The 21,996-nt window shown below is 61.8% G+C and carries 13 protein-coding genes; 7 read left to right on the top strand and 6 right to left on the bottom strand.

Annotated features, from left to right (window positions below; translation table 11 throughout):
- Window positions 1-139: 139 nt before the first annotated feature.
- Together G9Q84_RS01260 and G9Q84_RS01255 are read right to left on the bottom strand one after the other, a co-directional pair.
- Complete coding sequence (locus tag G9Q84_RS01260) at window positions 140-2,551, bottom strand: glucose/quinate/shikimate family membrane-bound PQQ-dependent dehydrogenase (protein ID WP_032891870.1); 2,412 nt, start codon at window positions 2,549-2,551, stop codon at window positions 140-142.
- A 445-nt stretch (window positions 2,552-2,996) separates the two neighbouring features.
- On the bottom strand, window positions 2,997-5,015 hold the full coding sequence (locus tag G9Q84_RS01255) for a TonB-dependent receptor (protein WP_181642767.1): 2,019 nt from the start codon (window positions 5,013-5,015) through the stop codon (window positions 2,997-2,999).
- Window positions 5,016-5,165: 150 nt separating this feature from the next.
- On the opposite strand from G9Q84_RS01255, the gene G9Q84_RS01250 reads away from it, so the two are divergent.
- Window positions 5,166-5,399, top strand: coding sequence for a VF530 family protein (locus G9Q84_RS01250; protein ID WP_016977534.1), 234 nt, complete (start codon window positions 5,166-5,168; stop codon window positions 5,397-5,399).
- A 4-nt stretch (window positions 5,400-5,403) separates the two neighbouring features.
- Window positions 5,404-6,027, top strand: coding sequence for a Pr6Pr family membrane protein (locus G9Q84_RS01245; protein ID WP_032891866.1), 624 nt, complete (start codon window positions 5,404-5,406; stop codon window positions 6,025-6,027).
- Window position 6,028: 1 nt separating this feature from the next.
- Here the strand turns inward: G9Q84_RS01245 and G9Q84_RS01240 are convergent, their stop codons facing one another.
- Together G9Q84_RS01240 and G9Q84_RS01235 are read right to left on the bottom strand one after the other, a co-directional pair.
- A complete protein-coding gene (locus tag G9Q84_RS01240) occupies window positions 6,029-6,796 on the bottom strand; it encodes a siderophore-interacting protein (RefSeq protein WP_181642766.1) in 768 nt (255 codons plus the stop codon).
- A complete protein-coding gene (locus G9Q84_RS01235; RefSeq protein WP_032891863.1) occupies window positions 6,793-7,332 on the bottom strand; it encodes a PadR family transcriptional regulator in 540 nt (179 codons plus the stop codon). The genes G9Q84_RS01240 and G9Q84_RS01235 overlap by 4 nt, the downstream gene beginning before the upstream one ends.
- 495 nt (window positions 7,333-7,827) lie before the next feature.
- Between G9Q84_RS01235 and G9Q84_RS01230 the strand changes: the two genes are divergently transcribed.
- The 5 genes from G9Q84_RS01230 to G9Q84_RS01210 all read left to right on the top strand — a co-directional run bounded on the left by G9Q84_RS01230 (window position 7,828) and on the right by G9Q84_RS01210 (window position 13,529).
- A complete protein-coding gene (locus tag G9Q84_RS01230; protein WP_032891862.1) occupies window positions 7,828-8,328 on the top strand; it encodes a CS1 type fimbrial major subunit in 501 nt (166 codons plus the stop codon).
- 119 nt (window positions 8,329-8,447) lie between these two features.
- Window positions 8,448-10,967, top strand: a complete 2,520-nt coding sequence (locus G9Q84_RS01225; protein WP_181642765.1) for a CS1-pili formation C-terminal domain-containing protein — start codon at window positions 8,448-8,450, stop codon at window positions 10,965-10,967.
- Between the two features lie 5 nt (window positions 10,968-10,972).
- On the top strand, window positions 10,973-12,217 hold the full coding sequence (locus G9Q84_RS01220; RefSeq protein ID WP_242461383.1) for a hypothetical protein: 1,245 nt from the start codon (window positions 10,973-10,975) through the stop codon (window positions 12,215-12,217).
- Between the two features lie 62 nt (window positions 12,218-12,279).
- Window positions 12,280-13,041 carry a pilus assembly protein gene (locus G9Q84_RS01215; protein ID WP_032891860.1) on the top strand — a complete coding sequence of 254 codons (762 nt, stop codon included), beginning with the start codon at window positions 12,280-12,282 and terminating at the stop codon, window positions 13,039-13,041.
- Window positions 13,042-13,046: 5 nt separating this feature from the next.
- Window positions 13,047-13,529: a CS1 type fimbrial major subunit gene (locus tag G9Q84_RS01210; protein WP_032891885.1), complete on the top strand. Its 483-nt coding sequence runs from the start codon at window positions 13,047-13,049 to the stop codon at window positions 13,527-13,529.
- A 4-nt stretch (window positions 13,530-13,533) separates the two neighbouring features.
- Here G9Q84_RS01210 and G9Q84_RS01205 read toward each other — a convergent pair whose 3' ends face one another.
- Window positions 13,534-18,528 carry an NEL-type E3 ubiquitin ligase domain-containing protein gene (locus G9Q84_RS01205; protein WP_181642764.1) on the bottom strand — a complete coding sequence of 1,665 codons (4,995 nt, stop codon included), beginning with the start codon at window positions 18,526-18,528 and terminating at the stop codon, window positions 13,534-13,536.
- Between the two features lie 99 nt (window positions 18,529-18,627).
- Window positions 18,628-21,750, bottom strand: a complete 3,123-nt coding sequence (locus G9Q84_RS01200; RefSeq protein ID WP_181642763.1) for a transglycosylase domain-containing protein — start codon at window positions 21,748-21,750, stop codon at window positions 18,628-18,630.
- Window positions 21,751-21,996: the final 246 nt, after the last annotated feature.

Here is a 21,996-nt window from a genome sequence, read left to right as displayed (position 1 = left end):
AGCAGTGCGCTAGTGACATGAGCATTGGCTGACCCACTGCCATCGGGGGCAAGCCCCCTCCCACATTTTGATCTGTGTTGTTTATGAAAAAGGCGGCTACCTGTGAGGGTAGCCGCCTTTGTTTTGCCGCCGGTAACGCTTAATCCGGCAGTTTGAACGCCATTACGTAGTCACCCTGTTTGGTACCCAGGGAACCATGACCACCCGCCACGACCAGCACGTACTGCTTGCCGTCCTTGCCGGTGTAGGTCATCGGTGTGGTTTGCGCACCCGCTGGCAGGCGGCCTTCCCACAGTTGCTTGCCGTTTTTCACGTCATACGCACGCAGGTACTGGTCGAGGGTACCGCTGAGGAAGGACACGCCACCGGCGGTGGTGAAGGTGCCGCCCAGGCTAGGTACGCCCATGCTCAGTGGGATCGGAACCGGCGAGCTGTCGCGCACGGTGCCGTTCTTGTGCATCCAGATGGTTTTGTGGGTGGTCAGGTCGACCGCTGCCACATAACCCCACGCCGGTGCCTGGCACGGCAGGCCCATTGGCGACAGCATCGCTTCCAGGATCACGCCGTACGGCGCGCCTTTGTTCGGCTGCACGCCTTCGGTTTCGCTGACGCGTGGACCTTGCTTGGCGATGTCGGCAGCTGGGATCAGCTTGGACTTGAACGCCATGTAGCTTGGGTTCACGAAGGCGATCTGGCGCACTGGATCGACAGAAATGCCACCCCAGTCGAACACGCCGAAGTTACCTGGGTAAACGATCGAGCCTTGCAGCGATGGCGGGGTGAACGGACCGTCGTAGCGCATGGATTTGAAATCGATGCGGCACAGCAGTTGGTCGAACGGCGTCACGCCCCACATGTCGCGCTCTTTGAGCGGCGGCGGCATGAAGTTCAGTTCGGACTTCGGTTGGGTAGGGGAGGTACGGTCGCCCGCCACTGCGCCCTGCGGAACAGCCACTTCATGGATCGGCACGACCGGCTGACCGGTTGCGCGATCCAGCACGTAGATGCTGCCTTGCTTGGTCGACGCCATGACGGCCTGCTTCACGCCGGCTTCGGTCTTGATGTCGATCAGCGACGGCTGGCCGCCTACGTCCATGTCCCACAGGTCATGGTGAGTGAACTGGAAGGTCCACTTCACATGGCCGCTGTCGATGTCCAGGGCGGTCAGGCCAGCGGCGTATTTTTCGGAATCGTCGGTACGGTCGCCGCCGTATTGGTCGGGCATCTGGTTGCCCATCGGCAGGTAAAGCATGCCGAGTTTTTCATCCACGGCGAACATGGACCACATGTTCGGCGAGTTACGGGTGTAAGTCTTACCCTCGGCCAACGGGGTGGTGTCGTCCGGGTTGCCGCTGTCCCAGTTCCACACCAGCTTGCCGGTGTGCACGTCGAACGCGCGGATTACGCCGCTTGGCTCGTCGACCGAAACGTTGTCGGTGACGTGACCGCCGATCACGACCAGGTTCTTGGTCACGGCCGGTGGCGAAGTGGAGTAGTAACCACCTGGGGCGAAGCTGCCGATGTTGGCACGCAGGTCGACCTGGCCTTTGTCGCCGAAGTCTTCGCACATCTTGCCGGTGTCGGCGTTCAGGGCGATCAGGCGGGTGTCGGCGGTCGGCACGAAGATGCGTTTCGGGCAGGCATTCGGCGCAGCGGCCGGGCTGGCGCTGCCGGTTGGGCTCTGCTCGGAAGCGTAGACGGCGTCATCGTGATACGACACGCCACGGCAGGTCATGTGCGCCCAACCTTTGAAGTTCTCAGCGCCTTGGCTGCTGATCTTCGGATCGAAGCGCCAGATTTCCTTGCCGGTGTCCGGGTCCAGGGCAATCACTTGGCTGTGCGGCGTGCACACGTACAGCATGCCGTTGACTTTCAGCGGGGTGTTTTCCGCGGTGGTCTCGCCTGGATCGTTCGGGCCAGGGATGTCGCCGGTGCGGTACGTCCACGCCGGAACCAGCTTGTGGGCGTTTTCCGGGGTGATCTGCGCCAGTGGCGAGTAACGATCACCAAAGGCCGAACGACCGTAGGAATTCCAATCGCCATCAGCCTGGGACGGCGCAGCATTGGCCATGCCCGGCACCGCGTCGCGGTCCAGTTGGCCTTTGATCTCACCGGGGTTGGTGAATTGGCTGGCAAGGGCGGCAGCGCCGGCCAACACCACGGCCACGCTCAGCGCGCCAGTGCCCAGCGGGGCAGGTTGGCCACGCAGCAACGGACGGCGAAACCACGGGAGCAACATGACGATGCCGAGGGCGAACAGCAGTGCCAGACGTGGCACCAACTGCCACCAGTCCAGGCCGACTTCCCACAATGCCCACACGGTACTGGCGAACAGCACCAGCGCGTACAGGCCCAGCGCTGCGCGGCGGGTAGCCAGCAGCAGGACGCCGGTGAGGGCGATGCCGATACCGGCCAGCAGGTAATACAGCGACCCGCCGAGCATCGTCAGCTTAATACCGCCGGCCAGCAGGGCCAGGCCCATGATCAGCAGCAAGACGCCTAGCAACCTGGGCAGCAGGCGGCTTGGGCTTGAAGCACCATCAGTGCTCATAGTGTGTTTCTCCGTGACGTTGGAATAATTGTGTAACCCCGTGCTTCACTCACTGTAGATGACGATTCGGCACAGGCTTGGTTCAGCGTTAATTCGGTTTTTCTGAGGATTGCGAGGGTTATCCACAGGCGCGCGATTTATACCCAGGCGCAGGTCGATGTAAGACAGCGCTGTCTTGGTGTGTGGGAATATTCAGCAAGATGGGGTCGACCGGGGAGTGAAACGTTTCAGGTTATTGCCGACAAGGATAAAGCGCGGACGCGTCGAGAGAAAGCGCAAATCGCAAGATGCATCATTTCCGATTTGGTAACAGTGACAGAACGTCGCTGCACAATAAGTGTGGGAGAAGGCTTGCTCCCGATGGCGGTGGATCAGACACCGTTGGGTTATCTGACCGATTGCCATCGGGAGCAAGCCCCCTCCCACAAGGGGTTAGCGGTGTGCGTCAGAAGGTGGTGCGGATGCCGAACTGCACACTGCGACCGGGTGCCGGTGCGATGTCCCGCAGAATCGAGCTGGCATAACGCACAGTCTGGTTGGTCAGGTTTTCACCGTTCACAAACGCCAACCACTGGCTGCCACCGACATTGAAGTGATAACCCGCGCTCGCGCCCAATGTGGTGTAACCGTCGGTGCCGCTTTCGTTATCCGGAACACGGCCTTGGCCTGCCGCGTGTTCCACGTCAATGCGTGCCTGCCAGCGGTCGAGTTCCCACAGTAATCCGCTGTTCAAACGCAGCGGCGCAATGCGCGGCAAGGCGTCGCCGGTGTCGAGGTTGGTGGCGCGGGTATAGTCGCCCGACAGCTCCAAGGCGAATTTGCCGTAGGCGCCTTCGCCGAGCTTGATGTGATCTTGAGCTTCAAAGCCGGCGAAACGTGCACGCACGCCGGAATATTCGTACTCAGGAATGCCATTCGCGTCTTCTTCACCTTCGTCGTTCAGGGTACGACCCGTGCCGAGCAAGCCGATGTAGTTGGAGAAGCGGCTGTAGAACACACCGAAGCTGCCCTTATGCGTGCCATTGTCAAAGCGCAGGGCCAGGTCGCTGGACACGGCTTTTTCTTTCTTCAGGTTGGCATCGCCCAGTTCGTAGGTGCCGGTGGCGACGTGGGCGCCATTGGCGTACAGCTCGTAGAAGGTCGGCGCACGTTCTGTGTAGCCCAGAGTCGCCGCCAGGGACCAGATCGGCGTCAGCGTATACACCGCACCCGAGGACAGGCTGCCGGCGGTGAAATCGTTGGTTTTGTCGGCGCCGGCAAAGCGCGCGTTGCCCTTGGCATCCGGCTCGACGCTGGTGTGTTCCAGGCGTCCGCCAAGGCTGAGTGTGAGGCGCTCGGTGGCCTGCATTTCTTCGAGGATAAACAGCGCGCCGGCGTTGGTGTCGGTCTGCGGTACGAAGGCTTCTTCGCCCAGGGCCGAGAACTCGTTGCGGGTCACTTGGGCGCCGACCACGCCATCGAACGGGCCGATGGGCTGGTGACGCGCTTCGACGCGGGCTTCATAGCCTTTGTTCTTGAAGATCGTACCGGTTTCGCCGCCTTCGATTTCGCGGTGCTCGTAGTCGGTGTAGCCCGCGTCGAGTTTCACCGAGGTAAATGGGCCTTGCAGGTTGCGGATCTCGGACGCAAAGGCGTAGTGATCCTGCTTCATGCGGATGCGCACGTCCTGTTCGGCCGGCGAGCCGTAGTTGGCGTCGTAGCTGCTGTAGGACAGCCCGGCGTAACCGTCGTCCCACGTGTAGGAACCGCCCACCGCGCCACCGTCCTGACGTCCGTCGCTGTTGCCCAGGCGACCGTTTTTGCCGGGTCCGTCTTCGCTTTCCGGTGCATGGCGGCTGCGGGCCTGGCCGGGGATTTTCAGGTCGTTGAATTCCCGTGCGTTGGCGTCCAGGTGCAGGGCGAACGTGCCGTTGCCGGCTTCGAGTTTGCCCGCGCTGCTGCGTGTAGTGTCGGCGCCGCCATAACGCAGTTCACCGGCGCCGTGGATGCCTTCAATGGCTTCGGTGGGGATGCGGTTGTCGAAGGTGTTGACCACGCCACCGATGGCGCTGCCGCCGTACAGCAATGCAGCGGGGCCGCGCACGATCTCGATGCGTTCGACGTTGACCGGGTCCAGCGGCACCGCATGGTCATAAGACAGCGACGACGCGTCCAGGGCGCCCACGCCGTTGCGCAAGATACGAATACGATCGCCGTCCTGGCCACGGATGATTGGCCGGCTGGCGCCTGGACCAAAGTACGAAGACGACACACCCGGCTGCTTGTTCAGTGTTTCGCCAAGGCTGCCTTTTTGTTGCAGGGTCAGGTCATCGCCTTCCAGCACGGTGGTCGGTGAAGCGAGTTGCTCGCTGCCCAGCGGGTTGCCGGTGATGACTTGGGGTTGCAACTCCAGGGCGTGGGCTTCGGAGCTGATCAGCAGGGCGGCGGCAAGCGGGGTCAAGCGCCACAGAGAAGAGAGGGACATCGGACATTCCTTGGCAAAACGACGAAAAGATTTGAAAGTTATAGTTACAATATAACATCTCTTTTTCGCGAGCCACGGGAACTTTTTATCCCTGAGCGGAGGGGGTGATAAGGTGTGCGCCTTCGTGATTACTTTTTTCATAGGCCTGGCATGACCGCGACAAGCAACGACCCCCTTCACGGTGTAACCCTGCAGCACGTCCTCACCACCTTGGTGGAGCACTACGAATGGGAAGGCCTGGCCGAGCGCATTGATGTGCGGTGTTTCAAGAGCGACCCGAGTATCAAGTCGAGCCTGACGTTCCTGCGCAAGACGCCGTGGGCGCGGGAGAAAGTCGAAGGGTTGTACGTAAAGCTGATGCGCACCAAACGTCCGCTGGATTGAATCCATGAAGCGGTTTATAGCGGCGACAGCACTGGCCGGTTGGGTGGGGTTGGCGATTCAGCAATACCTGATTTTCTATTCGCGCTGGTCCAGCGGCGCAAGCTTGCTGGGCGGGCTGATCAACTTTTTCAGTTTCTTCACTGTGCTCACCAACACCCTGGCGGTGGTGGTGTTGAGCTATGCCTTGGTCCAACGGGACTCGGCGGCGAAGCGGTTTTTTCTCAGGCCGGCGATCAGCAGCGGTATCACGGTGAGCATCTTGGTAGTGGGCTTGGCCTACAGCCTGTTGCTGCGGCATTTATGGCAGCCCGAAGGCTTTCAGTTGATCGCCGATGAACTGCTGCATGACGTGATGCCGGTGCTGTTTTTGATTTACTGGTGGCGGTGCGTGCCCAAGGGCAGCCTTCGCCTCAAGCACATCGGCGCGTGGATGATTTACCCGCTGGTGTACTTCGCTTATGCGCTGCTGCGCGGGGATTTGCTCGGGCAGTATCAGTACCCGTTCATCGATGTGGCCACCCTTGGTTATCCACAAGTGTTCGTGAATGCCGGAGGGATTTTGGCGGGGTTTGTGCTGATCGCGTTGGCGGTGGTGGGGCTGGATAAAGTTATCAAGCCCCGACCTTGATTCACGCTTCTTCACTGCCCTCGGCGCGCCAGTAGCCGACGGCCTTAAGGAACGTTTCATCGACCTTGTGCGTATCCAGCAGCACCCGGCGTACCTGGCGCGACACTTTGGTTTCGGTCGCGACGAAGCTGTACAGCGAGCCGCTCGGCAGCGTCAGGTTCTGCACGGTTTCCAGCAGATCATCCTGGCCGCGAATGACCCAGATCACCTCGACATCGGCCTGACTGTGCAGGACCTGTTTCTCTGCGGTATTCGCGATCTCGATCACCGCCAGCACCTTTCGCCCGGCCGGCAGTTCTTCCAGGCGACGACCGATGGCCGGCAGCGCGGTTTCGTCGCCGATCAGCAGGTAGCTGTCGAACATATCCGGCACGATCATCGAGCCCCGTGGCCCGCCGATGTACAGGTGCTGACCCACCTTGGCCTGCTCGGCCCAGGTGGAGGCGGGGCCGTCTCCGTGCAGCACGAAGTCGATGTCCAATTCGCCAATGTTCAGGTCAAAACGCCGTGGCGTGTAGTCGCGCATGGCCGGCTGCGGGCCGTCTCCCTTGATGCTGAACGTCGGGCTTTCCAGCGCCGCTTGCTCGGCGGCATTCTGCGGGAACAGCAGCTTGATGTGATCGTCGCTGCCCAGGCTGACAAAGCCCGCCAGTTCCGGCCCGCCCAGGGTGATGCGGCGCATGCGCGGAGTGATGTCGACCACGCGCAGTACGTCGAGGCGGCGGCGTTTGATTTCGTGGGTCACGCGGTGAATGGCTTGTGTATTCATTGGGCTTTCCCGTCGGCAATGGCTTGGGCGGTGCCGTTGAGCAGCGCCGCGACACGAACGATTTCTTCCGGGCTCCAATGCCCGTGGTGCGAATGCAAGGCGTGACGCAGGTTGTGCACCGCCTCGTGGATTTCCGGCGGGCGATCCTGGCCGCGCAGCGAGCGCTTGCTCACCTCCATGCGCTGGCGAATGCCGTCGAGCGCCACCGCCTGTTCGCTTAAGAAGAGACGACCGGCGTCGGTGATTGTGTAGCGTTTTTTTCCAGCGTCGGCGTCACCGCTGATCAATTCGCTCTCTTCGAGGAAGGTCAATGTGGGGTAGATCACCCCGGGGCTCGGGCTGTAGGCGCCGTCGAACAGGGCTTCGATCTTGCGGATCAGGTCGTAGCCGTGGCAGGGCTGTTCGGCAATCAATGCCGGCAGCAGCAACTTCAAATCACCCGGGGCGAATACCCGTGGGCCGCGGCCGGCACGTTCGCGGCCTGGACGTTTCTCGAAGCCGTCACCGGGTTCACGGTGGGAATGATGGTCTCTCATTGTCATGCTCTCCTTGTGTGGATAAGACATAACGTAAGATATATCTTAATGGATGCATAGCCACAGACGACCAACGGTCAGTGTGGCCTATCGCACATTGCAAGCATTTGGATTGACTTATTAGTGGTGCGGCGATCCAACTAATATTAGAGTTGGAACTCGTACTTTCAAAGAGTCTTTTATAACTTCTGTTTTTTTATGTGTGGTGTTTTTCCTACGGAATATTCACAACGAACGTTGTTGAATAATTCATGTAGTCCATGTCTTACGGAGAAAATTAAAGTTTTGGCAAAGTGCCATATTTTTCTGTATTTGCCCGTATACATTGGCTACGAAGGCATGGGAAGCAGCCTGCATACCTGTTTTTAAAGTTAGTGGATCATTCCTCTCGCGTTGCACTCACTTACGTCTCGCTGCAGCGGACCTCATTGTGTGTTGAATTCACTGTTCAACTTTCAATGGGGCACTAACTTGTCCTCAAAACAGGAACTCATCATGTTCAAGAAGTTTGCAATTGCTGCTCCATTGGCCTTTCTGGCATTGAACGCCTCGACGGCCTTCGCTGCCGGCGAAGCCAACCACACCGTCAACATCAAGGCGAATATCCCTACCACGGTGTTCCACGCGCAGCCACGTGATCCGAACTTCGGCCGCGACGAAACCCTGACCTACAACATCGTCAGCGGTGAGCTGGCGCCGTTGAGCGCTATCTACGACCTGAAGAACACCAGTGGTTCGGTCCACGCCTACATCGAAGGCGGCCCGGCTGTTCTGTTCAACGGCAACGTCGCGCAGAACATCCCGCTGACCACCACCCTGCACGGCGTTGAACTGACCGGCACGCCAAAAGAAGTGGTGAACGAAGCCGACTCCACCCCGGGCGTGGGAGCTGAACTGCGCATCGTGGCAGCCAAGCCTACGGCCACCCAGCGTGGTGCCTACACCTCCGCTGTGGCGCTGGTGTTCGATGCGGTGCCGCCAACGCCAGCACCTTAATGGTGTAGGTGCTCGCCGGGCTTTCTTGCCCGCGGGCATTTGCGTTCGGGCCGGCCGATTTTCCCCCATTGGTCGGCCTGTTTTTTATCAAGTCTCCTGGCCCTCAGAGAGTTCCTTTCATGTTCCCGATGACGCCCATCGCGGTTGCGCTTGCGCTAGTGATTTGTACGAGTGCCTTGGCCGCACCCACGCCAGGCACCGTCACGCCTGGCAGTTTGTTGACCCAGGCTCAGGGTTTGCCTGCCGGGTTCGGCGACCATTTTTTCGACGTACCGCTGGCGGTACAGGTCGAACTGGATCAGCAACCCCTGGGGGAAGCCTTGATTGTGCTGTCCCAGGACGAACGGGTGACGCTGCTGGAGTTCACCGATACCGGCGACAGCAAAGTCCCCGCCACCACCCGCGACACCTGGCAAGCCTTGCTGGAGAGCGGCGTCGGCCTTGGCGCATGCACCCAGGCGTGCCCGCAGCAACTGGTGTCAGTGCACTACAACCTGGAAAACTCACTGCTGTCGATCATCACCCAGAACGTCGAACACACCAGCGACGCACCGCGTTTTCACGCGCAGCCCGAAGGCGGTAGCCGTGGCTTGATCATCAACAACCAGCTCAACCTTAACGGCGGCCAGGAAGAAAACCTGGGCGGACGTTATGGTTTGCAAGCCAGTGCCAGCCTGGGCAATTGGACCCAGGTGTTCAACTTGCAGCTGGCGCGCCAGAGTGGCGACGAAGAACAACTGCGCCATGCAATCCATGAGCTGTATACCCAGCGAGAACTGGAAGGCCAGTTTTTGCGCCTGGGCCATTTCACCCCCAATTCCGACGGCCTTACCCGGCAGTTGCGCAGCTTTGGCGCCAGCCCGGATACCGCGTTAGGCGTCATGTACGGCAGCTCCGACAGCCTGGCGATCAACAATGCCAAGGCCAGCGTTTACCCGATCTACGTCACCGCCAATCGCCAGGCCGCCGTGGAGATTTACCGCAACGGTCTGCTGATCAACACCCAGGCGGTCGCGGCCGGTTTGCAAACCCTGGACACGCGACCGTTGCCCGGCGGCATCTACGAAGTCGAAGTGCGCCTGGTGGAAGACGGCCTCACCGTCAGCACCTCCCAAGAGCTGGTGTACAAACCCAGCAACTGGCGCAACGTCGATGACCGCTGGCGCTACAACCTGTTTGCCGGACGCGAAACCAAGCTGTTCAGCAACTGGGATGAACAGTCTTCCGGCTCGATCACCGCGGGTGCCTCGGTCAATTACCTGGTGCATCCCCGGGTGATTCTCGGCCTGTCGGCGCGGGAAGTGCGTGAGCAACTGCAATACGGCGGTTCGGTGGACTGGACGGTGGCTAACAACACCAGCCTCTACACCAACCTCTACCAGACCCGCGAACACGGCACCGGCCTGGACGTTCAGGGCCTCTACACGTTTGGCGCCACCAACCTGGTGCTCAGCCATAACCGCAGTTGGCTCGACACCCGCGACACCTTCGAGACCCTGCCCGACGGCACCCGCCTGCGGCGCAACACCTTTGTTGGCCAGACCAGTAACTCGGCACTCTCGGTGAACCACCGGGTCGACGCGCGAAATTCCTGGAACCTGCGCCTGTCCCACAGCGAGGGCAATGCCGAAGGCGCCGGGCTCGACCTGGGCTGGAGCCGCCGCGACACCTTGTGGGGCAGCGACGCCAACTGGCGTTTCTCGGTGTTCGACCGACCGGGCACGTCCGGCACCAACGACAAGCGCAACCGCGGCGTGGACCTCTCTGTGAGCCTGGCCCTGGGCGGAGATGGCCGGCAGATTTCCGGCAGCATCGGCACCCGCACCGCGCGGGACGGCGGTCGCGACAACAATGCGTCGGTCACCGTTCGCCAGGACCTCACCGACCACCTGCTGCAAAGCGTCTCGGCCACCGCCATCACCGACACCTACGGCGTCGGGTTCTCGGGCATGGCCAGTTTCGACAGTGATGTGGTCAGCGGCGACGGCTTCATCCAACGCAGCTCGTTCAACGGCGACCTCAGCGGCGGCCTGAACCTGCACAGCACCTTCGTTGCCGGTGGCGACCAGATGCTGATGACCAGCCAGTACCAGAGCAATGGCGCGGGCATGATCGTCGACGTCGAAACCGATCTGGATGAGATCACACTGCGTGCCGACGACTTCAGCGGCGGCGGCGCGATCCTGCGTCCGGGGCGCAACTTCGTACCGGTGGCGGCCTACAAGAGCAGCACGGTGAACTTCGACTTCGACGGCAACCACCCACCGGCGGCCAATATCCAACCGGCGCGGACCACCTACCACCTGAACAAGGGCGGGGTGGACTACCGGAAAATCACCGTCATGAAAACCGTGTCGGTACTCGGGCGCCTGCTCGATGCCCAGGGCCAGCCGCTCAGGGGCCATCACGTGATCAACCACGCCAGCCGTGGGGTCAGCGAGGCCGACGGGTTCTTCTCCATGGAAATGAGCGCCAGCTCGCCAACCCTCGAAGTGCGCTACCGCAACCAATTGCTGTGCCAGTTCCGCCTGGACCCGGCCACCTCCGCCAATGAACAGGACGTGTTGATGATCGGTGACCTGCGCTGCACGCCGGACACCCTCGCCGAACACATATCCAGCACCCAGACCGCAGGTTGAGTGCCATGACGAGAACACTCACGATGAAACCCTTCAACACCTTGATCATGGCCATGGGCGCGTCGCTGTTGTTCAGCGCCAGCGCCTCACTGGCGGACGAGAACATCACCGCGCGGTTCCGGCCTGACCCGGCCAACCCGATGAAGAATGACTTCGAAAACACCACGCCGATCAGTTCGATCTGTGCGGCGCATATTCCGTCCCAATGCAAGGCGTTAGGTATTTTCAGTCTGCGGGATAACGACTTTTCCGCGCTTTCCAATCAGCCAATCCTGGCTAACCATGAAGATGAGCGCAGAGGTTTCATGGTCAAGGTGCCGTCCGACTGGCGCGATCTTCATGTGACCCACGCCGCCACTGGCGAAACGGAAACGGTGCAACTACGGATCGCCGGCATCGGTTCGCTGTGGCATGTCCCTCGACCACCGGGTGTATCCGCTTGGGCTATACCGGGAGCTACTTGGCAGAGTCGATGGACGAATGCGCCCAGCCCCTGTCAGCGTACCGGCCACATTGCAGCGGGGGTCAACTTCGCCTCCTATTTCTGGCTGACACCGGAAGGGGCAGGCCCCTGTAGTCGCCAACCATCTGTTGACCTTAGTTATCTGAGGTTCAACACCATGGAATACGCCTACGAACTCAAGACGCCCAACCCATTAACCATGTCCGGCGGCCAATACTACGGCAGCATCACCTACACCATGGGCCCTGGCGGCGATTATGACTTTGGCGACGTCATGGTCCCGAATAAAAACGCCATCACGTTCAACTTCACCCTGAGCGTGGAGCACGACCTCAAAGTCGACCTCCCACCCGGCGGCAACCGCATCGAACTGATCCCCGACGGCGGCTGGCAAGCCTGGCTCAACCGTGGACGCTCGCCCACGCGGCTGTACCGCGACCAGACCTTCCGCATCGCCGCCAGTTCGCGTTTCAAGATGCAGTTGGAATGCTCGATCGTCATGGGCAACACCTGCGGCCTGCGCAACGCCAATGGCGATGAGGTGCCGTTGCAGGTCGCCGTGACGCTGCCCAGCGGCATCGATGGGCGCGGTAACCAGGCCGTGCTCAAGCGCCCGTTGCGCCTGGACGGTGACGGCACCGAACTGTTCCAGCCGCTGTTCTACGTGAACGACCGCCCGGGCACCTTGCACTTCGAGGTGTTGCGCGACGACATGGCCGACATGCTCAACCATCCGGGCAGTACCTATTCGGGCGTGGCGACCGTGATCTGGGACTCGGAAATTTAGATCGGCCCCACTCCAACGGCGGGCCAGGCCCGTCGCAGTCAATCAACGAGGCGAAGTAAACGATGAAACAAGCAGTGTTATGGATCGGGTTGTGCCTGATGTCGCTCACCGTCCAGGCCGGGCCGCTGATCAACGTCGGGGTGGTGTACGACTACCTCGAAAGTGATCGCAGTTCCTACCTCAAGCGCGTGTTCAATGGCGGCACCAGCACCGCGTTCATCAAGGTCAACGTGTTGGAAATTGTCTACAACGCAGATGGCACCACCCGCGAAATCCCGGTGCCCTCGATCATCGATGACAAGGGCGTCACGACCAGTCGCGACGGCCTGATGGCCAGCCCGTCGCGACTGATCGTGCCGGTAAACGGCCGACAGGGCACGCGCCTGTTGTACATGGGCCCGCGCGACAAGGAACGCTATTTCCGCCTGCGCTTTATCCCCGTGGTCCCGGAAAAGGACGACAACTTCGGTATCAGCGACGAGGAGCGCGCCGACTACAAGGATCACCTGGCGGCCGGGATCAACGTGATGGCCGGCTACGGCACGGTGTTTTTCGTACGGCCCAAGGATGCGCGGTTCGACACCCGCATCAACGAGAGGCCTGACCAATACCAACTGCGTAACGCGGGCAACAGCACCGTGGTGCTCGACGAGTTCCACGACTGTTCGGTGACCAACCCCACTGACTGCGTGCCCACCACCAAGCACCACATCCTGCCCGAGCGACAACTGACGTTCGAGAAAAAACCGGGCCGGCGTTACAGCTTCGTGCTGGTGGAAGGGCTGGATAAAAAACCGCTGAAGGTCGAGAAGACTAACGGGTGATCATGATGTTCAAGCAGCTGACAAGATTCGGTGTACTGGCGGCCTGCATGCTGGCGGGCGCACCCACCTCGGCGATCCAGGAACGTCACTCGTTCGATGTCTCGGTGACCATCCCGGTAAACGAGGCCTATGTGCTGCCGTCCGAACCGGACTGGATGGGCCAGGACCAACTGCTGGCGTGGAACCTGGTGACTTCGCAACTGAGCCGCCTGCGCAAGAACTTCGACGTCAAGCACCTCAACGGCGGCGTCGCGGCCCGCCTTGGGGCCGAGCCGTACTTGTTTAACGGGCGTAACCGTATCGACCTGCAGGTGCAGTTCAACCAGGTAGCGCTGACCCTCGACCCGGTGGAAGTGGTCGGCGCCGCTGAAGCTCGAGTGGGACGCCGGGCCGAGCTGGACATCGCCGCCGTAGAGCCCGAAGGCGGCTATCGCGGCGGCGAGTACTACGGCACGGTGCACCTGGTGTTCGATTTCCTGGCGCCGTGATTGCCTACTCAGTGCTGGCCTTGAGCAAGGCTTCACGGGTCAAACGCCGCGCCAGCTCGTTATAGTCATGCTGGATATGGTCGTAGAAACCCAGCACCGTGCTGTCTGAAAACGCCTCTTCAGTAAGCACCACGCTGTACGGGATCACCAGATCGTCGGCCAGGCGGGTCAACTGCTCGCGCACACTGTCCGTCGGCGCAGCGACCCATTGCTCGTGCAATTCGAGCAGGTCCTGCAGGTGGCTGCCGGCCTCCGTGCGCAGCCTGCGCTGGGCGTTGAAGGCGCCCAGATAGGCCTCGTGCAGATAATCGCTCCAGAACGGCTGCTCCAGCAGGCCATTGATCAGACCATCGCCTTGTTGCAGCTGGCGAATGGCGTGCGCCGCTCGGTCGAGATGGGCCTGAGTGACCTGGGCCGTGTTGCGATACACCATGTGTTCAGACAGCCATGGCAGGTCCAGGCGCGCCTTCAGCCCAGTTTGATAGGCGAGATACACCTGCACGTCATCCACCTGGCCTTGACCGATGCCCAGTGTTTGTCCCAGGCCGCCTTCGTTGATCGGCAGGGTACGGCGCCGCACTTCTTCGCGGGCCAGACGGTTGACTTGGTCCAGGCGCCAGGCTTGCCGCGCCAGTTTTACCAGGCGGCTTTCGCGCTGGAGCATAGCCTGTGGGGCGTCGTCCTTGAGGATCTGCTCAAGCAGGGTTTCGACGCCCATGCGATTGAAGATATGCGCGCCGGCATCCGCGCAATTGGGCGGCGTCGCGGCCAGGCTGAAGATGCGTTCACGAAAGCTCGGGTTCTGGTCCACCGTGAACAGCAACTGCCACACCCGGATGGCCAAATCTTCCCGCCCCTGCTGGAACAGTTGCGCGTCGATCTCGGTCTGGAACTCCACGGGTGGACGCAGCAGTTTGAACAGGTCAAACAAGCCCTGGGAGCCATGCTCCTGTTCCACGTCCTCCCAGACTTTGATGGCCTCGTCGCGCGCCTCGCCGCTCAAGCCAATCAGCCAGTATTCACGGTCGGACGGCTTGCTGCGCGGCGTGGTGCGGTAGGGATCGAAACCGAAGGCACGCCGATACGCGACCACGCGATCTTCGTCTGCCGGTTCCAGGCGGCTGCGGTCGAGCCAACTGCTGGCGACGATGCGGGCGCCCACCGAATCTTCGGCGAACGGTGGAACGCTGGTGATTCGGGTGTGGGTCAGGTCCAACTCAGGGATGGCCAGCCTTGGACTGTCGAGGCCCGCCGGCCATTGGCTGATGCCGGTCCTGCGCAAGGTCAGTCGCCGCAGTTCGGGCAGCGGGCCGATGTCCGGCGGCACGCTCATCAATGCGTTGCCCTCCAGGTTCAGCGAGCGGAGCAAGGGCAGGTGCTTGAGTGCCTCGTAGTCGTAGCGGCCCCAGCGGATAGGGTTGTCGCGCAGGTTCAGCGCGGTCAGTGCTTTCATGTCGGTCAGTTGGGACGGCACGCCGGTCAGTTCATTCTCGGACAGGTCGACGATGCGCGTGGCGGGGAAATTGTCGAGAAAGCCCATTTCCTCGTCCTTCAGACGCGTGCCGCTCAGGTTCAGGCGGGTGACATGGCTGAAGTCCGCCCGCAGCGGCTCCATGTGTTGCACGTAGCGCCCCAGCACCAGATTGCTCAAGTCCAGGAGCGTGCCGCGCGGCTGTGGTTGTGGCGGCACCATGCGCAGGTAAGCGCCGTCTTCCCAGCAGCTTTGCAACTCTTTGATGATCAGCCCGCGCATGAGCAGCTCGTTTTGCGCGAGCACGCTGCCGACCGCACCGAGAGGACGCTGTTTGCGGAGGCTGCGCAGGTCTTCGCCCAGCAACCGGTGGTCGGCCTCCAGCGTGCCCAGCAGCGCCTTACCTTGCGCAGTGTCGAGGAACGGCGAGACGCTGGCGATCTCTTCTGCGTTCAGTCGTGGGCACAGCTTGGTCAGGGTCTCTGCGGGCGTCGGTGCCGGGGTGGGTTGCCTGCGAAACAGGCGGCGGAAGGCCTCGAAGCCAGGTTTCTGCAGCAGGCGTTGGGTGCTGCGGTCGTCGGCCAGGCGCCCGGTCGGCGGTTCCAGCAGGGTGCGGCGCACGGCCAATGGTTCAAGTTGCGCCCTGAGCCAGGCCTTGAGGTTTTCACCCTGGCCAGGGCGCAAATCAACAGCCCCGTCAGGAAGCACGCGCAATAGCGCTTCGAAAAAACGGTAGTGCGCGGGCGGTGTCGACGCCGGTACCCCGTGGATCCGGTAGCGGCCCTGACCCTGGTAGATCAGGACTTTCTGTGTGGCGGCCGCCGCCGGGCCTACCCGACACCGCAAGGCGCCCTCCGGCGATTGCTCATGGATGGCGATACTCAGGTCCCCCAAAGCATCGGTGTTCAGACGCAGGAGATTGAGGACCATGCGCTCGGTGTCCGGCGTCAGTAGGGCATCGTCATGCAAGCCTTCACTGGCGTGGCTGGCGCGGACTTCGTTGGCCAGTTCCCGGGCGAGGTTTTTCAGGCGCAGAGGGATGCGCTGTTCACGGCTCATCACGTCCAGTTCCTGGGGCGATGTGCGCAGTAGCAGCGTCGTCACCAGCTCTGCGGGCAACTGCGGGAACTGCTGTTGAATCAGTTGACCGTGAGGGGTGTCGAGCACTTCGCGTGCGCTGTAGAGGTGATTGAACATCGCAACGGTGTGTGGCGTGAGCCGATCGGCCAGTTGGTTGCGCAGCGCAGCGACCCGCGCGGTTTGGGTCTCGGGCAGGGGCGAGGGCAGCAGGGCGTCGAGTTCCTTTTCGCTGAGAAACGCGAGGACTTGCTCTGGCAACGAGCCAGCCTGCACCTGCGCATGGCTGATGTTCAGGGTGTCGGCGGGCAATGCATCGGCGGCGCCATAACGCATGGCGTAGCCGCTCAGGTCCGGTTCGATGAACACGTCGATGGCTTTGTGCGACGGCCAGCCAGGTAACTCAGTGGTGGTTTGCACCGACCAGTTGGTCGGCAGCTCGGCCGGGGCGCCGGTGCGGATGCGCTGGGGTGTCTGTTCGACGTGCCGACGCAGTTGCAGGCGCTTGAGGCTGTCGGCCAGAAGTGACGGAGGAGGTGAGCGGTCGGCATACATCATGCGCAGGGCGCCGTCGTGAGTTCCGCTGGTGGCGCAGGCTTGTGCCCGTTGCGCGGGAGTGAGGCCTTCCACCAGAAGAGGACCAAGGCGCTCGTGCAGCGCCGCGCTGTCCCAGGTGCGCGGGTCTTCTCCTTCATGCAGCCAGGCGCCGTTGTCATTGTGTTCGAGTCGCGGGGAATAGGCCTCGGGGCGGGTCGGGTGCTGGATGCGGTAGGTGTCACTGGCGGCCTCGTGCGCGACCACGTAATGGCGGTCCTTCAGGCGCAGGATGCGTTGGTTCTGATGCTCGTGAAGACCCAGCGCGTCGGGCTGTGCATCGGCCGGCAATTGCAGATCATGCCGGGCATAGGGCGCCAGATCCGGGTTCCACAGGCGTGGTTGCCCGTTGACCTCGACCACCCGCAGATCATCGACGAACAGTGAGCGCCGCAACGCACCGCCCACGGCGGCGCCGGCGGCAAACGTGCCCAGTTGCACCACTTCGCTGGTCACGCTCACCACATGTTCGGCGGCTTCGCGATATTGGCCCTCGGCCAGGTCGACGACCCCTTCAATGATCTCGCTGCTCAATTGATAAACGGTGTAGGCCAGCATCAACTCACCGAGAAACGGCACGAACGGCGTGATCACCATCAGGGCGGCGTTGAAAATATCCGTGATCATTTTCGTGGCGTTGTCCCACCAGGCCCAGCGCTCGGCGCGGTCGGCATCGGAGGTGGACACCGCCATGCTGCGCCCGTCATTGAGGATTTTATTCAGCGCCTGCTGGTAGCGGTGTTCCCACAGGTCTGCGTCGATCCTGATGGCTGAAAATGGCAGCCGTTGGCCCAGCCCGGCAAAGAAGTGCCCGCGTTGGTTATGCCCGACAAACTCGCTGAAGAACTGCTGATAGGTTTGCTGGCCGCGTGATGGGATCGCTGCGTTGGCGTGCAGCTTGCGTGTCAGATCCGTCATGAACGCCACGCTGGAGTCGTATTCCTTGACGGGACTTTCGGGGTCATGAGGGATGTAGGCGATCAGTTTCGACACGCTGGACACGCGGTCCAAATCCGCCGCAATCAGCAGTATGCCGGCCAGTGGCGCATCCAGGATGTTCAAACGGTAGAACTGCAGCACCCCACGCTCACCGCGCAGCGCTTGCAGCAGCACTGCGCACGCCGCGGGCCCCAGGTCCTTTTTCAGCACGGCCAATTGCGCGGCAGCCTTGAGCGCGGCCTTTTGGCTGGCAATGATGCGGGTCTTGAGCGTGGCGCGCAGCGCGAGGTCGGTCGGCAACAGATGCTGGTTCAGGTGCTGTTGATAGCGGGCGCCGAGGTTCAGTTCGCGGCACAGCGTCTTGAACTGCAGAAGGGGCATTCGCTCGGCCAGTGGCAGGATGTCGAAGTGGCCTCGGGCGTCCGGTTGGGTGATGTAGCAGGAGTCTTTTTCAAAGCTTTCACCGGCGGCGAAGTTATGCAACGCCGCATCCAGCAACGACACTCTGCGGGTGGTCGCCCCCTTGGAAATATCCAACGCATACCAGGGCAGTTGCGTGGGGATATACAGGTTGAGGTAGGTGGTTTTGACGTTCAGATCCAGGCCGTGTTTTTCGCGGATGGCCTCCTGCAACAGCGGCTCGGAAAAACCATACAGGTCCTGCACGTCGCGAAGGTGTTGGTCCACGGCGTTTTGTGCGCGCCAGCCCTCGGCATTCGCCAGCTGCAGCGTGGTGTGTTGATCGGGTGAGGCGCTGGCGTACCAGTCCGGTCGGGACAGCGTGGTGCTGTTGAACAGGCTGATTCGGGCGGGGACGGCGGTGGTGAGCCAGTCGGGAATTCTCTGCTGTATCAGCGCGTAATGAGGCCCCTTGTAGGGCGTTGCCAGAGGACTGGCAGGAGGGGGGGATTCGGGCATGCAATGGCGCTCGCTAAGGGATTTGAAGCCATTAGCGTATCCACTGAAGACTAGAACAAAAGCTCAAAATCCTGGGCGGTTCGGTGCGTTGAGCACCCGTTATTCGAATGAAAGATGCGCATAACTAACACCCTGTTTCGGCGGTTGGCACAGGGTCTGCGCGTCGGGTTGCAGGTAAGGCGTGAGGATCGGTGCCATACCCTTGAGCACCTGCACCGGCAGCGCCGACGTGAACGTGAATTGCTGCGCCGAAATGCCCGGAACGAATGCGGTGAGGGTGCCGAAGTGGTGCTCGCCGATGTAGAACACGAACGTCGCGGTGCGGTTGATGGACTTGGAACTGAGCACACGCCCACCGGCGCCGATGGCTTCGATGCGGTTGTCGCCGGTACCGGTCTTGCCGCCCATGATCAAGGGTGTGCCGTCAGTCAGCTTGAAACTGCCGGCCACGCGTTTGGCGGTGCCGGCGTCCACCACTTGCGACAACGCGCCACGCAGGGCGGTGGCGACTTCGCTAGGCATGACGCGTTTGCCGCGATCGGGGTTGTTGACCAGGCGGGTTTCATAGGGGGTGTCGGCGGCAAAATGCAGGCTGTCGATGCGCAGGGTCGGTTCGCGTACGCCGTCATTGAGGATGATCCCCACCAATTCCGCCAGCGCAGCGGGGCGGTCGCCGGAGCTGCCGATGGCCGTGGCCAGCGATGGCACCAGATGGTCGAAGGGGTAGCCGACTGCCTGCCAGCGCTGGTGAATATCCAGAAACGCTTCGATTTCCAGCATGGTGCGGATGCGACTGTCACGGGCGCTCTTGTGGCGGCTCTTGAACAGCCAGCCATAGACTTCCTGGCGCTCATGCTCACTGGCGGCGACGGCCTGGGTGAAGGTGGCGTCGGGGTGTTCCAGCAAGTAGCCGAGCAGCCACAATTCCAGCGGATGGACCTTGGCGATGTAGCCTTGGTCCGGCAGGTCGTAGGCGCCCGGGCCGTAGGCCTGATAGAGCTTGGTCAGGCGCTCGTCGCTGAGTTTTTCCGGTTCCTTGCTCTTGAGGTGAGCGCGCACGAACCCGTTGAAACTCTGCTGGCTGGCCTGGGGCAGCAGGTAGCGGTGCACGGCGGCCAGGCGTATGGCGGTGGGGTGCATGCTGTCGAGGAAGGTGTCGAGCCGCGCCTGGGTGTCCTTGTTGCGGTAGCGTTTCCAGAAACGCAGCAGAAAGGTGGTGCCCTCACGGTCGGCGAACTGGGCCAGGTATTCCTGGCGGCGCGGGTCGCTGTCGTCCTTGAGCAACTCGGCGCTGTTGTTGGGGCCGTGGTAGGTGCTGTAACGCACCAGGTCGCGCATCAGGCGAATGAACGGCAGGTTGATCGACTCGCGCAGGGCATCGCGCAGGCTCGGGCTGCGACCATTGTCTTCGTTGCGAAAATTGTGGAAGCGGTGCAGGCCGCCACCGGTGAAAAAGCTCTCGCCAGGGCTGGCGGAATACTGCCGGTCGAGGGCTGCGTCGAGCATCTTCGGCAGGCTGCGGTCGGTGCTTTGCGCCAAGTAGTCCACGGCCCAGCGCGACAGGCGATCCTGCTCGTCGACGCTGACTTTTTTCAGTGCGGCGGCGGGCTGTGCGCCATAGCGATCATGCAGTTCGCTGATGATCTGCAAATAGGTGGTCAGCACCCGTAGCTTGGCGGTGGAGCCCAACTCCAGCTTGCTGCTCTCGTTGATGTCGAAGGGTTGGTCGGTGTTGTCGGTCTGCACACGCACCCGTGCGCCGTCGGCGGTCATCTCGTAGAGGGTGAAGCTGTAGCGCACTTGCGCGGTGCTGGCCGGCGTCAGCAGCCGTGGCCCGAGCAGACCCAGTTGCGCGGCGAAGGCAGGGTCAGCGAGCTGCTTGAGGTAGGCGGTGGCCTGGGTTTGCAGGTCGTTCTGCAAGGTGCTGGTGGCGGCCAGATCGAGGCGGTCGAGGTCGTACAGCGATCGGTTGAGCAGCGCGGCCAGGCGACTGCGCGCAACGCTGATGCCCTTGTTGGTCTCGATCGGTTGCAAGGTCGGTTGCTGCTGCCAGTCGCGGTACGTCACCTGACTCGCCAGCGCGGCATCGGCCAGGGCCGGTTCAATGACGCCGTTCTGTTTGAGCAGACGCAGGTGGCTGTCGGTCAGGTCCGCAAGTTCCGGGCGGCCTTTGGACAAGTAATGGGACGGCCGGCGCTGGGCGATCATCAGCGACAAGACTTCGCGCAGGGCCACACCTTTTTGCTCGAGGTTGCCAGTGCCGGCGTCGGCCAGCAGCGCATTGGTGCGCTTGAAGTCGGCGCCGTACCACACCCGCAGACCTTCGGCCATGCCGTGCACTTCACCATGGCCAGGCACAGCGGACAGCGGCACGCTGTTGAGGTAATCGCGCACGATGTTCTGGCGCGCGAGCAAGGTCTGCGGGCCGTCCTGGTAGGCGCGCACGCTGGCAGAAAACATCTGGCGCAGCTTCTCGCTACCGGACAGGGTCAGGCCGTCGGGGGAGTGGCGGTATTTTTCCAGTTGGGTGGCGAGGGTGCTGCCGCCGGCGCTTTGCCCGGGCAGGTGCAGCACGCGGGCGACTTGCGACCACGCGGCCTTGGCGAAGCGCGGCCAATCCACCGCCGGGTTGGCCTGGGGCTGTGCGGGGTCCAGCAGGTCACGGTTTTCGATGAACAGCAGGCTGCTGACCACCACCGGCGGGATCGCGGTGAAATCCGGGTAAAACTGCTGGGGGTAGCTGAACTGGTACAGCGGCGTGGCGCGGCAGTCGTTGATCGACAGGCCGGCCTGGATTTTTTCGGCGTAGGGCACAAACAGCCCATGGGCGGTGTAGTCCATCAAGGCGTCGGAAAACTGCGCCTGGCTCTGGATCAGGAAATTGCGCTTGAGCAGGCGTGGCAGGAATTCATCGATGGCGCTGTAGCCCAGGCGTTTGTCGAAGGGCCCTTCACCGGGGTAAACGATGCGGTCGCTGGCGCCGGGCTCCACCGTGTAGCTGAGGGTCGTGGCCAGACGGCTCAGTTCGCGGGACTGCCAGTCGGCGCTGCGCATTTCGCGCTGGGCGACATACGCTGCGGCAATCAGCGCGATCACCAGTAGCAGCCACACCATTCGCCACCTGTACAACCGCTTGCGGGGGCGTCGTGGCAATGGCTGTTCATCCTCGCTGTCGGCAGGCGCCGCAGCTTTGGTTGAATCGGTTTGCCATAAAGCGCCCATAGTCGATTGATCCCATCCCGGCAGATTGATCGGACTTGTCTCAAGCGTAGACGCTGATTGGCTTGCGTGAGGAATTTGTCGACCGGGCCGGGCATGGGCAAAGCCCGATGACAGCGTAGGTGGCTTGAAGGGTCGCACCATTGGTGTGCGATACTCCCACCGCTAAATCGTATTAAGGCGGCAATTCCCGCTGAATATTGCCTTTTATAGAGTGAAAATCACTGGGTTGAGCTTTTTATACTGCAT

Source organism: Pseudomonas sivasensis, assembly GCF_013778505.1.
Taxonomy (GTDB): domain Bacteria; phylum Pseudomonadota; class Gammaproteobacteria; order Pseudomonadales; family Pseudomonadaceae; genus Aquipseudomonas; species Aquipseudomonas sivasensis.
Note: the sequence above shows the minus strand (reverse complement) of the source record. Positions and strands in the feature narration are given on the sequence as shown.